This is a genomic window from Brevibacillus thermoruber 423, from assembly GCF_000454065.1.
Classification (GTDB): Bacteria; Bacillota; Bacilli; order Brevibacillales; family Brevibacillaceae; genus Brevibacillus; species Brevibacillus thermoruber.
The window spans coordinates 396341-409105 of sequence record NZ_KE695649.1; the positions used below are offsets into that span (position 1 = coordinate 396341).

Genomic DNA, 12765 nt, shown 5'->3' on the forward strand with positions numbered 1-12765 from the left:
ACAATACCAAGGGTACTGTTTTTCACCTTAGTTTTTTATAGAGGGAGTTCGCGAACCTCTCCCATGCGTACGCATGGATTTTCCAGTATGCAGTTGTCAGGCGGTATGGGCATGGCTATTCTGATTATACACTATTTTTGCCGCCAGCGCGGACTGCCGTTATTTGGTGGCCCACATCAGTCCGACAAGCTGCGGCCGGTTTACCATGGAGAACACGAGAGAACGGAGGAAGCGCGATGGTGTTGGAAATTATTGCGACAACGGTGGAGGACGCCAAACGGGCGGAGCGGGGAGGAGCGGATCGGATCGAGCTGATCAGCGGCATCCTGGAAGGGGGCGTGACGCCCAGTTGGGGTCTGATCGACGCGGTGGTCAAGGCCGTCTCCATTCCGGTCAACGTCATGGTGAGACCGCACAGCCAGTCGTTTTGCTACACGGCCGACGATCTGCGGGTGATGCGCGAAGACATCCGCGTCATCCGCGAGAGCGGCGCGGCGGGCATCGTCCTCGGCATCCTGACGCCGCAGGGAAGGGTGGATACGGCAGCGCTGGAGGAGCTGCTGGCCGAAGCGGAAGGGCTGGACGTCACGTTCCACCGCGCCTTTGACGAGGCGGCCGACCAACTGGGAGCGGCCCGCGTGCTGCTTCACTATCCGCAGGTGCGGCGGATTCTCACATCCGGGGGGCAGCAAAGCGCGCTGGACGGGGCGGAGCGGATCGCCGAACTGGTGCGGATGACCGCGGGAACGCATCTGTCCATCATGGCGGGCAGCGGCCTGACGCTGACGACGATGGCCGATGTGATCCGCTCCACCGGCGTGGCCGAAGTCCATTTCGGCACCGGCGTGCGCGAAGACGGCCAGGCGCTGAAGCCTGTGGACGAGGCGAAGGTGGCGGCGGTGAAAGCGGCGCTGAAAACGCTGGTGATGGAACGGCCCGGCCATTGAGCCGGGAGCGAATGACGACAGCAGCGGCAGAAGCGTAATGATTGATCACGAAAAGAAAGCGGTGCGACTCCATCAGCCGGAGTTGCCCGCAGGCAAAACGTTTATGGCAGCCAAGGAGCTGATGAGGATATATGAAGAAAAGAGTCTTTATCCTTTGTGGAGTGTTCATCATCCTATTGTACGTAAGCCTTTATGTTTACAAGGTGGTCAACGTCCCCACGTATTCGTTAGAACACGACGTAAAAGTGGTAGTTTTACATGGCACTGAATATTCCATCAGTAAGGTAACGATCAATGGTGATGTTTACTACTCGGATATCCGCTGATCCAGCCGCCTTTACGTTTGGAAAACTGATTGGGCAGACACAACATGGCGAACGGATTTATGAAGTGAAGAATGACAAATCAAAAGTAATGATTACGTCTTTCATGAGTCCGCAGCTTATCTACACAAAAGACAAAAGGTACTGAGATAGGCGCATGAACCCCCTCGCCGAAAACGAGTGATTCCTCAGGTGTGAAAGCCCCCCCCAGAAAAGGACAGTTATCTGAACGTGATTGAAGACCGATTCACGGCATGTCACTAACAAAAAAATTCCGAAAAATCAATGATTGAGAATCAGCTTTGTGCGTAGTATTATTTAATTAATTTAATAAAGTATGTTTTCCGCTCTCCACGGCCCTGCCGGTTGGCAGCCGGAAAAGCAAGGGTTGACGTTGGCACGCATCTGGAAACGCAAGGGCTGCCGCCGGCATATTGCCGGCGAGAGGGGAAAGGAAAGGGTGGTGTTCGTGGAGATCTACGAGCGGCTGCAGGCGAGATTTCGCGAGGAGTTTGGCGTACGGGAAGACGTCCGCATCTTCTTTGCGCCGGGGCGGGTCAATTTGATCGGGGAGCATACCGATTACAACGGGGGCTATGTGTTTCCCGCCGCCCTCACGTACGGTACCTGGGCGCTGGCCGCTCCCCGGCAGGACGGCGTGTACCGGTTTGCCTCCGTCAATTTTCCCGGGAAAACCTCGTGCGAAGCGGCCCGCATCGTCTACAGGGCGGAAGACGGATGGGCCAATTATCCGAAGGGCGTTCTGCATGAACTGGCGGCGCTGCCGGAATGCTCCCCGCTGCTAAAGGGGGCGGATCTGCTGTTTTTCGGGAACATTCCCAACGGCGCGGGACTGTCGTCTTCGGCCTCCGTCGAATTGGCGTCCGCTGCGGCCGTGACCGCCCTGGCCGGGATCGACGTGCCGATGGTGGAGCTGGTCAAACTGGCGCAGCGGGCGGAAAACCGCTTCGTCGGGGTGCGCTGCGGGATCATGGATCAATTCGCGGTCGGGATGGGGAAAAAGGACCATGCCATCATGCTGAAATGCGACACGCTGGCTTACGAATACGTGCCTTTTCGCATCGACGGATACAAGCTGGTGATCGCCAACTCCAACAAGCGGCGGGCCTTGACCGATTCCACGTACAACGAACGCCGCCGGGAGTGCGAGGAAGGACTGCGCGAACTGCAGAAGCGTCTGCCGCATCTCCGCTCGCTGGGCGATCTTTCCGGCGACGAGTGGCGGCAGGTTTGCACGGCACTCCCCAACGGCGTGATTCGCAGGCGGGTGGAGCATGTTGTCGCTGAAAACGAACGGGTCATCCAGGCGGCGCAATGCCTGGCGGCCGGCGATTTGCACGCGTTCGGCCGCCTGATGAAAGCCTCGCATGAATCGCTGCGCGACCTGTACGAAGTGACCGGGTTCGAACTGGATGCACTGTTCGAAGCGGCGGCACAGGCCGACGGCTGCATCGGCACCCGCATGACGGGGGCGGGGTTCGGCGGCTGCACGGTCAGTCTGGTGAAGGCGGACGCCGTAGACGCGTTCAAGCGTCAGGCAGCCGAACATTATACGCGAGCGACCGGGCTGGTGCCCGACTTTTACGTGTGCGAGCTCGGAGACGGAGTGGGCGAAGTCGTTTTGCCCTCCTCCGTGTAACGTCAGCACATCATGCCGGAAGAGAAACGAGAGCAAGGAGGAATCTGGTCAATGGCTGAACTGCGCTACAATCCCCTTTTGCGCGACTGGACGATGGTGGCGTCCAACAGGCAGCACCGTCCGCACATGCCCAAGGATACCTGCCCGTTTTGCCCGGGCTCGGGCAGGGTTCCGGACCACTACGACGTGTACAAGTACGACAACGATTTTCCCGTGTTGACGCCCGATCCGCCGGAACCGGACCCGGTGCAGACCTCCCTGTACCGAACGGCGAAGTCGTACGGAAAGTGCGAGGTGATTCTGTACTCGCCCGACCACACGAAAACATTGCCGGAACTTTCCGTCGATCATATCGTCAAGCTGGTCGACCTGTGGGCGGAGCGTTTTGCCGAACTGGAAAAAGACCCTCGCCACCAGTACGTGTTGATTTTTGAAAACCGGGGCGAAGAATGCGGGGTCACCATGCCCCATCCGCACGGACAGATTTACGCCTACTCGAAAATGCCGCTGAAAATCAAGCAGGAGCTGGAAAGCTGCAGGCTTCACCGTCAAGAGACAGGCAAGTGCCTGCTCTGCCAGATGAATGACGAGGAGAAAAACTTCGAACAGCGGGTCATCGTCGAGAACGACCACTTTCTCGCCTATCTGCCCTTCTTCACGGATTACCCGTACGGCGTGTTTGTCGTCAGCAAACAGCACAAGACGGCGATTACGGATTTCACCGCGGACGAGAAACGAAGCCTGGCCGCGATCCTCCGCGACACCACCGGGGCGATGGATCAACTGTTCGAGAAGCTGTTCCCGTACATGATGGTCATGCACCAACGCCCCGTCAACGGCGAAAACGTGGAGGACTACTACCATTTCCACATCGAGTTTTACACACCGCTGAGGGAAAGAGACAAAATCAAGTACTACGCGTCCTCGGAGATGGGGGCGTGGGCGGCGACCAATCCCCAGTCGGTAGAAGAGACGGCTCCCCGACTGCGGGAAGCGTACCGGCGGTTTTTGCAAAAAGAAGGGCGCCTGCCAGAGGGAGGAGGCGCGTGATGGCGATTCTGGTGACGGGCGGAACGGGGTACATCGGCAGTCACACCGTGGCGGAGCTTCTCGCCCACGGCGAAGAGGTGATCGTGGTGGACAACCTCCGCACGGGACACGAGCGGGCCGTGCTCGGCGGCACGTTGTACCGCGGAGACATCCGGGACCGGCAGTTTCTGGACGAGGTGTTCCGCGCCCATGAGATCGAAGCGGTGATCCACTTCGCGGCCAAATCGCTCGTCGGGGAGAGCGTCCGCGATCCGCTCGCCTATTACGACAACAACGTGATCGGAACCCATACCCTGGTGTCGGCGATGGTGGAGCACGGCGTCCGGAAGGCGGTCTTTTCGTCGACGGCGGCCGTCTACGGCGAACCCGAGCGCATCCCGATCCGGGAAGAAGACCCGACCGTTCCCGCCAATCCGTACGGCGAAACCAAACTGGCCATGGAAAAGATGTTCCGCTGGTGCGACCAGGCGTACGGACTGAAGTCGATCTCGCTGCGGTACTTCAACGCGGCCGGCGCCCACCCGGACGCGATCATCGGGGAAGACCACGAGCCGGAGAGCCACCTGATTCCGCTCGTCCTGCAGGTGGCGCTGGGACAGCGGGAGCAGATCGAGATGTTTGGCGACGACTACCCGACCGAAGACGGGACGTGCATTCGCGATTACGTGCACGTCATGGACCTGGCGAACGCCCACCGGCTCGCGCTGGACTATCTCCGCACGTACAACCAGAGCGATGTGTTCAACCTGGGGAACGGCACGGGCTTTTCCGTGAAACAGGTGATCGACACCGCGCGGAAAGTGACCGGCCATCCGATTCCCGCCAAAGTAAGCCCCCGGCGGGCGGGAGACCCGGCCGTGCTGGTCGCTTCCGCCGACAAGGCGAAACGGCTGCTGAACTGGCATCCGCGCTGCCCCGAGCTGGAGACGATCATCGAGAGCGCGTGGAACTGGCATCGCCGCCATCCGCGCGGCTACGCCGGTGTGGACCGGTAAATCCGGGGGAGAGGAGGGGCAGATGTGAAATGAACGCGAAGGCAGAATACGGACGCTGGCTCCGGCATGAAGAGCTGGATCCCGACTTGAGACGGGAACTGCTCCTGATCGAAGGAGACGAGCGTGAAATCGAAGATCGGTTTTACCGGTCGCTGACATTCGGCACCGGCGGGCTGCGCGGCGTTCTGGGGGCCGGCACCAATCGGATGAACCGCTACACGGTCCGCAAGGTGACGCAGGCACTGGCCCGCTTCCTCGTCAGGCAGGGGGAAACCGCGATGCGGCGGGGAGTCGTCATCGCGTACGACTCCCGCCGACAGTCTCCCGCATTTGCCCGGGAGGCGGCGCTGGTTCTGGCGGCCAACCGGGTAAAGGCGTACCTGTTTGAGGGAGTGCGCCCCACGCCCGAACTGTCTTTTGCCGTCCGCCATCTGAGGGCGGCCGCCGGGATCATGATCACGGCGAGCCACAATCCCCCCGAATACAACGGCTGCAAGCTGTACGGAGCCGACGGTGCCCAGATCACCGCCGGCGTGGCGGAGGCCATCGCAAACGAAATGGCGGACGTGGACGAACTGGCGGTACCGCTGGCGGACGCGGAGGCGGCGCTGTCACAGGGGCTGATGGAAGAGGTCGGCGCGGCGGTGGACGAGGCGTATGCCGCCCGGCTGCGCACGTTGGCGTTCCAATCCCGGGAGAACAACGCGGACTACCGCGTCGTCTACACGCCGCTGCATGGAACGGGCAGCGTGCCGGTGCAAAGGGTCCTGCGCGACATCGGCTTCCGGCATGTGACCGTCGTGCTGCAGCAGGAATGGCCCGATGCCGATTTTCCGACGGTGGCCGCTCCCAATCCGGAAGACCCGGCGGTGTTCGCCTTGGCGATCGAGACGGCCGAAAAGGCGGGAGCCGACCTGGTCATGGCCACCGACCCCGATGCCGACCGCGTTGGCGTCGCGGTGCGGGACGGCAGCGGCTCATTCGTCTGCCTGACCGGCAACCAGTTGGGAGCGCTGCTGCTCGCCTACATCCTGTCCCAGCGAGCGAGTCGAAATGCGCTACCCGACAACGGCGTGATCGTGAAAACGATCGTCACGTCGGAGATGGGGACCGCGATTGCCGCCCGGTACGGCGTGGAAACGGTGGAGACGCTGACCGGCTTCAAGCATATCGCGGAAGCCGTCCGGCGGTGGGAAGAGACGGGGGAAAAGACGTTCCTCTTTGGCTACGAGGAGAGCTGCGGCTATCTGATCGGCGACTTCTGCCGAGACAAGGACGCGGTCCAGGCGTGCATGCTGACGGCGGAGATGGCGGCCTACTATGACAAACAGGGGTGGAGCCTGCATCAGGTGCTGCTGGAGCTGTATGAACAGGTTGGGTTCTATCAGGAAGATCTGGTTTCGTTCACGTGGAACGGCAGGGAGGGGGCGGAACGAATCCATCGGCTGATGGAGCGTCTGCGCAAGCAGCCTCCGGAACGGGTGGGCGATGTTCCGGTAGCCGTACGCAAGGATTACCTGACCGGAATCGAGGGGCTTCCTCCGGCCGACGTGATCAAAATCCTGCTCGCGGACGGTTCGTGGTTTGCGGCCCGTCCTTCCGGCACGGAGCCGAAGATCAAGTTTTACTTCGGCGTAAAGGGAACGGACCCGGCAGACGCGAGCGAACGGCTCAACCGCTTGAAAACGGACGTCCTGCAGTTCATCCAAAAGGCGGAAGGAAGTGACCGATGTCATGCCCTCTGACGCGGCGGTAGCGAAAATACGGGCGTTTCTGAAAGCGCGAAAGCTGGACGGGGTGCTGCTCCGCACACGGTCCAATTTCGCCTGGGCGACCGGGGGAGGGGACAACCACATCGTCAACACGACGGCGTTGGGCGTGGCGGACCTGCTGATCCTTGCCGACAACATCTACTGCATCACGTCGCGGATGGAAGCCGCCCGCATCCGTGACGAGGAGATGGCCGATTTCGGCTGCGAGTTCGTCACGCCTGAATGGTACGAGGGGAACGATGCCGCCATCCTGCAGTTGTGCGCGGGAAAAGCGGTGGGTGCCGACGTGTGGTTCCACCACCTGCCCAATGTGGCGAACGAACTGGCGCAGGTCCGGTACACGCTGACGGAGGAGGAGATGGAGCGCTACCGCCGGCTGGGGCGAACGGCGGCAAAAGCGCTCGAGGCCGCCTGCCGGGAGCTGCAGCGGGGGTGGACGGAGCACGAAATCGCCGCCCATCTCGCGGCCAAGGTGATGAGAGAAGGAATCAACCCGCAGGTGCTGTTGGTCGCCACGGACGAGCGGATTTACCGCTATCGGCACCCGATTCCTACGGACAAGAGGCTGGACCGCTACGCCATGCTCGTGTTGTGCGCGGAAAAGGGGGGACTGGTGGCGAACGCCACCCGTTTTGTCCATTTCGGTGACCTGCCGCCCGCCTTGGAAGAAAACAAGCGGAAGCTGGCGGAGATCGAGATCGCGATGATTGCGGCGACAAGGCCGGGAGCGAAGATGGCCGACATCCTGCAGCGGGGGATCGAAGCGTACGAACGGGTAGGGTACCCGGACGACTGGCGGCTGCTGCACCAGGGAGGGCCGAGCGGCTACGCTTCCCGTGAATTGCTCGTGGTGCCGGGAGGAGAAGGCGTTGTCCAGGCGCAGCAGGCCTTCGCCTGGAATCCGGCCATCCGCGGCATCAAGATGGAAGATACCTTCCTCGTTCACGAAGCGGACATTGAATTCATCACGCACACGGGCGAATGGGTGTACATGGAGGCGGCAAGCGAGGGCCGGACCTACCTGCGGCCGGACATCCTGATCCGCTAGGCCGGGAAGCGGCGGAACAAACGACCGGACTGGCGCCGGACAGCGGCATGTGGTATCACTGGTGTGTGGGTTGCGCACATCGGGCACGCTGACGGAAAGGAGGGAAACGCATGGTCCGAGGCATGGCAGGAAGCTTTCAGTTGATGAAATCGCTGAACAAGTCGCTGATCTTGAACGTCATCCGCACCGAAGGACCCATTTCCCGCGCCGACATTGCGAAACGGACGCAGTTGACCGCTCCGACGGTCACGAACATTGTCGGCGAACTGCTGGAATCCGGCCTGGTGATCGAAAGCGATCTGGGCGCCTCAAGCGGCGGCCGCAAACCCATTTTGCTGCGCATCCATTCCCAGGCGTTTCAGGTCATCGGCATCGACGTGGGAGCGCGCGACATCAAGCTGGTGCTGACCAATTTGGACGCGGAGATTCTCGACTCGCTCCGGGTCAGCATGCCCGCCGACCTGTCCAACGAACGGCTGCTTGCGCTGTTGGCAGAGGCCGTCCGCGGCATCATGGACCGGAATCGGCTGAACAAATCGTCCGTGATCGGCATTGGCGTGGGGATGCACGGGTTGGTCAACCCGGCCGAAGGGGTGTCGATCTACGCCCCCAACCTGAACCTGCGGAACATTCCGATTCGCGATTGGCTGCAGACAGCGTTTGCGCTACCCGTCGAAGTGGAAAATGACGTGCGGGCCATGGCGCTGGGCGAAAGCTGGTTCGGCAGCGGCCGGGGAATCGATCACTTCGTCTGCGTCAATGTGGGGCGCGGTGTCGGGGCCGGGATTATTATCGACCGGAAACTGTTTGACGGAACCACCCACACGGCCGGCGAGCTGGGGCACATCACCGTCGATCCCGAAGGGCCGAAGTGCAGCTGCGGCAACTACGGCTGCCTGCAAGCCCTCGTCTCCGGTCCGGCGATCGCCAGCCGGGCCAAGGCGGAGATGCAGCGGGGCCGAACAAGCATCATCGCCGAACTGGCGGGCGGAGACGCGGATGCGATCACGGGCGAAACCGTCCATGCGGCCGCGCTGCAGGGGGACGCGCTGGCCATCGAGGTGCTGCAGGCTGCGGGCCGTTACCTGGGCATCGGGATCGCCGCCGTGATCAACTTCCTCAATCCGGCGCGGGTGATCATCGGCGGAGGAGTGGCCAAAGCGGGAGATTTTCTGCTGGAGGCGATCAACGAGACGGTGCGCACCCGGGCGCTGCAGACGCCCGCGGAAGCCGCGTCCATCACGCTCTCCGGGCTGGGCGATCACGCCACGGCGATCGGCGCCGTCACGCTGGTGCTGAAAAAACTGTTCGCACCTGATTATGCAACGCCGATGTGACAGGGGAGACGGGCGCGCACGCCCCAAACGAAGGTGAGCCCTTGGCCTTGCCTGCCGGCAAAACCGAGGGCTCACTACGCTGATTGCACGACGTGATGGAGCAGCGTGAACTGCCGTGTACCGATGGTTCCCTGTCCGCTATTTTTTCCGGTTATGATTCAGTTCGGCTTCGATGCGGGAGATTTTCGAAGACTCGTCCATGCGCCAGTAGACGATAAAGCTCACGGCGATGCAGGCGGAGACGTAGAAGTAGAAGAGCGACTCTGTTCCGATGCTCTTCAGCCACAACGCGAGGAACTCCGCCGTCCCGCCGAACACCGCTACGGTGACGCCGTAGGGGAAGCCCACGCCAAGAGCACGGACTTCTGTCGGGAAGAGCTCGGCTTTCACGATCGCATTGATGGATGTGTAACCGGTTACAATGATGAGACCTGTCATCATCAGCAGGAAAGCGGCGACCGGGTTCGTCGTCTGCTCCATGAGCAGGAACAGCGGCACCGTCAGCAGCGTTCCCAGGATGCCGAAACCAATCAGCAGCGGGCGACGTCCGATCTTGTCAGACAGCAGGCCGGCGATCGGTTGAAGCACGACGAATACCAGCAGGGCAAAAAAGTTGATCCAACTGACGACCTCTTTGTCGAGGCCCACGGTATTCACCATGAATTTCTGCAAATACGTCGTGTAGGTGTAGAAGGCGACGGTTCCGCCGAGCGTCAGTCCGACCACGGTCAGTACCGCCTTGGGGTGTTTCATCAGAGCCCGAATGGTCCCGGCGCTCGCCCGGCTTTCCGAGCCCATTTTGGAGAACTGCTCCGATTCGTCCATCGTGCGGCGCAGCCACAATACGGCCAATGCTCCGATGGCGCCGATCACAAAGGGAATGCGCCAGCCCCAGGACTTCATATCGGGTTCGCTGAGCACCTGCTGGAGGATGATCTGAACCCCCAGTGCCACCAACTGTCCGGCAACAAGCGTGACGTACTGGAAGCTCGAGTAGAAGCCGCGGCGGCCGCTGCTGGCCATCTCGGACAGGTACGTCGCCGAAGTTCCGTACTCGCCGCCCAGTGACAATCCCTGGAGCAGACGTGCAAAAATCAGAATGATGGGAGCCAGCACGCCAATGGTACTGTAGCCGGGGGTACAGGCAATAATCAGCGAACCGCTGGCCATGATGGTGATGGAAAGCGTCAGCGCGGCACGGCGGCCATGGCGGTCGGCGTAGCGGCCCATCAGCAGGCTTCCGATCGGGCGCATCAGGAAGCCGACGGCGAAGATGGCCGCCGTGTTGAGCAGTTGGATGGTCGGGTCTCCCTTGGGAAAAAACTCCGCCGAGAAATACACGGCGAAAGCGGAATACACGTACCAGTCGTACCATTCGATCAGGTTTCCGACCGACCCCTTGAAGATGTTGCTCGTGATACGTCGTCTCTGTGCGCGATCAATGGGTTGAGACATTGCTGCATCCTCCTCGTAAAGTGCCGGTGTTGGACGTACTTGTATGGGCCTCGTCAACACTCGAAACATTTCGTCTATTCAAATTATACCATTTATCATTTCACAAAAGTAGATGAAATTTCATTTTAGTTAAACTATTCCGTCCAATCATATGATGATCTCCACTATTTTTTTCGATTGTCCATTTCCGCCGTTTCCAGAAGGATTATGGTTGGGGAAAGAGTATAGAATAGTATATATATTCAAAACATACAAACGAATATTTGTGCAGGGGGTGTTGGCGCATGATGAATGTCCAGTTGACCATCGCGCCGTTGATGGAGAGGGCGGAACAATACTTTTCCAGGAAACAGGTGATCTCCCGAACGGCGACCGGGATGTATCGGTTTACGTATGAAGAGATCGGCAAACGAACGCGCCGGCTGGCGAGTGCCCTGGAAAAACTGGGCGTCAAACGCGGCGATCGCGTGGGGACACTGGCGTGGAATCACCATCGACATCTCGAGGCGTATTTCGCCATCCCGGGGATGGGAGCTGTGCTGCATACGATCAACATTCGTCTTTCCCCCGAACACATCACGTACATCATCAACCATGCAGAAGATCAGGTGCTTCTGATCGACGATGACCTGCTGCCGCTCATCGAGCGCTGCAAGGATCACCTCCATACGGTGAAGGCTTACATCCTCATGACGGATCACGACGAACTGCCCGCCTCCAGCCTCGAGCCTCTTTATTCGTATGAAGCGTTGCTGCAGGAGGGCGATCCCCACTATCAATACCCCACCGATATTCAGGAGAACGATCCTGCTGGTATGTGCTACACGTCAGCCACAACGGGGAAGCCGAAAGGAGTTGTGTACACGCACCGCGGCATTGTCCTGCACTGCATGGGAATTGGGCTGGCAGATTCCCTTGCGCTGTCCGAGTCCGATGTCTGCATGCCGGTCGTTCCCATGTTTCATGTAAACGCCTGGGGACTTCCGTTTGCCGCTGCGTGGTTTGGGACGACACAAGTGTTGCCCGGCCCGAGATTCACCCCGCAGATCCTGGCCGAATTGATCGAGTCCGAAAGGGTAACCGTTGCCGCAGGCGTTCCGACGATCTGGCTGGGGCTGTACCAGCAGCTTGAAAAGGGGCGCTACAACACCAGCAGCCTGCGCGGCATCGTCTGCGGCGGTTCCGCTGCGCCTAGAGGGTTGATCAAGGCGTTTGCGGAGCAGTTCAATATCCCCGTTCTGCATGCGTATGGCATGACCGAAACCAGCCCCCTTGTTACCGTTTCCCGCTTGAAAAGCTACCAGCAGGAGCTGCCGTTCGAAACCAAACTGGATCTGTACGCCAAACAGGGCATGGTGGTACCCGGGCTGGAAGTCAAGGTGGTCGGACCCCATGGCGAAGTGAAATGGGATGGAAAGGAAATGGGGGAACTGCTCGTCCGCGGACCGTGGATTGCCGACGAATATTACCGGGATGAACGAACCCGAGAGGCGTTTCAGGATGGTTGGCTGCATACAGGGGACGTGGCGACGATTGACGAAGAAGGGACCATCAAGCTGGTCGACCGGACGAAGGATTTGATCAAGAGCGGCGGCGAATGGATTTCTTCCGTCGATCTTGAAAACGCTCTCATGGCACACGAGGCCGTGCTGGAAGCGGCCTGCATCGGGGTTCCCCATCCGCAGTGGGACGAGCGGCCCGTGGCCTGCGTGGTGCCAAAGGAGGCCAGCAAGGACAAGGTGACCAAAGAAGAGCTGCTCGCGTACCTGGCTCCCCAGTTTCCCAAATGGTGGCTGCCGGATGACATCGTCTTCATGAGCGAGATTCCCAAGACAACCGTGGGAAAGTTCCTGAAACGGGCCTTGCGGGAACAATTCCGGCATCATTTCACGGCGCAAACGGATACCCGGTAACCGGCGCATATGCAAAACCAGCGGGAGCACGGCCGCCCGCTGGTTTTATTGCTCATTCATTGCCAATCCCGGAACTGCTAATGGGCGGGCGTCTGTTCAGGCCGAAATCGTACCGGTTGTGGGTGGTGGCAAAGGATCCGTATCGGGACAGCAGCTGCTCCGATTCGTCGTACAGGTAATCAATAGGCATCTGCTCCTTACTTCGCGTTATGAAATGTGGGCTGCTGGCCTGTTATCTCTGCAAACAGGATGCCAAGCGAAAAAG

Annotated in this window: 10 protein-coding genes and 1 riboswitch; of the genes, 8 read left to right on the plus strand and 2 right to left on the minus strand. The window is 60.1% G+C overall.

Annotation, left to right across the window (positions count from 1 at the left end; translation table 11 throughout):
• Nucleotides 1–21 precede the first annotated feature (21 nt).
• Nucleotides 22–65: riboswitch (PreQ1 riboswitch) on the minus strand.
• A 171-nt stretch (nucleotides 66–236) separates the two neighbouring features.
• The 7 genes from M516_RS0106905 to M516_RS0106940 all read left to right on the plus strand — a co-directional run bounded on the left by M516_RS0106905 (nucleotide 237) and on the right by M516_RS0106940 (nucleotide 9132).
• On the plus strand, nucleotides 237–947 hold the full coding sequence (locus M516_RS0106905; protein ID WP_029098473.1) for a copper homeostasis protein CutC: 711 nt from the start codon (nucleotides 237–239) through the stop codon (nucleotides 945–947).
• Between the two features lie 717 nt (nucleotides 948–1664).
• On the plus strand, nucleotides 1665–2930 hold the full coding sequence (locus M516_RS0106915; RefSeq protein WP_238550925.1) for a galactokinase: 1266 nt from the start codon (nucleotides 1665–1667) through the stop codon (nucleotides 2928–2930).
• Nucleotides 2931–2981: 51 nt separating this feature from the next.
• A complete protein-coding gene (gene galT, locus M516_RS0106920; protein WP_029098476.1) occupies nucleotides 2982–3980 on the plus strand; it encodes a galactose-1-phosphate uridylyltransferase in 999 nt (332 codons plus the stop codon).
• Nucleotides 3980–4975 carry a UDP-glucose 4-epimerase GalE gene (gene galE, locus M516_RS0106925; protein WP_029098477.1) on the plus strand — a complete coding sequence of 332 codons (996 nt, stop codon included), beginning with the start codon at nucleotides 3980–3982 and terminating at the stop codon, nucleotides 4973–4975. The genes galT and galE overlap by 1 nt, the downstream gene beginning before the upstream one ends.
• 29 nt (nucleotides 4976–5004) lie before the next feature.
• The gene (locus M516_RS22935; protein ID WP_035289047.1) at nucleotides 5005–6720 is read left to right on the plus strand and encodes a phospho-sugar mutase; all 1716 of its coding nucleotides are present in this window, start codon (nucleotides 5005–5007) and stop codon (nucleotides 6718–6720) included.
• Nucleotides 6698–7795, plus strand: a complete 1098-nt coding sequence (locus tag M516_RS0106935; protein ID WP_202960931.1) for a M24 family metallopeptidase — start codon at nucleotides 6698–6700, stop codon at nucleotides 7793–7795. Before M516_RS22935 ends, M516_RS0106935 begins: the two co-directional genes overlap by 23 nt.
• Before the next feature lie 110 nt (nucleotides 7796–7905).
• Nucleotides 7906–9132 carry an ROK family transcriptional regulator gene (locus M516_RS0106940; RefSeq protein WP_029098479.1) on the plus strand — a complete coding sequence of 409 codons (1227 nt, stop codon included), beginning with the start codon at nucleotides 7906–7908 and terminating at the stop codon, nucleotides 9130–9132.
• Nucleotides 9133–9270: 138 nt separating this feature from the next.
• Here M516_RS0106940 and M516_RS0106945 read toward each other — a convergent pair whose 3' ends face one another.
• Nucleotides 9271–10587 carry an MFS transporter gene (locus tag M516_RS0106945; RefSeq protein ID WP_029098480.1) on the minus strand — a complete coding sequence of 439 codons (1317 nt, stop codon included), beginning with the start codon at nucleotides 10585–10587 and terminating at the stop codon, nucleotides 9271–9273.
• Nucleotides 10588–10871: 284 nt separating this feature from the next.
• Here M516_RS0106945 and M516_RS0106950 point away from each other — a divergent pair, with 284 nt between their 5' ends.
• Nucleotides 10872–12500, plus strand: a complete 1629-nt coding sequence (locus M516_RS0106950) for a long-chain fatty acid--CoA ligase (protein WP_029098481.1) — start codon at nucleotides 10872–10874, stop codon at nucleotides 12498–12500.
• Between the two features lie 52 nt (nucleotides 12501–12552).
• On the opposite strand, the gene M516_RS25480 is transcribed toward M516_RS0106950, so the two are convergent.
• On the minus strand, nucleotides 12553–12690 hold the full coding sequence (locus tag M516_RS25480; protein ID WP_185973871.1) for a hypothetical protein: 138 nt from the start codon (nucleotides 12688–12690) through the stop codon (nucleotides 12553–12555).
• Between the last annotated feature and the right edge of the window lie 75 nt (nucleotides 12691–12765).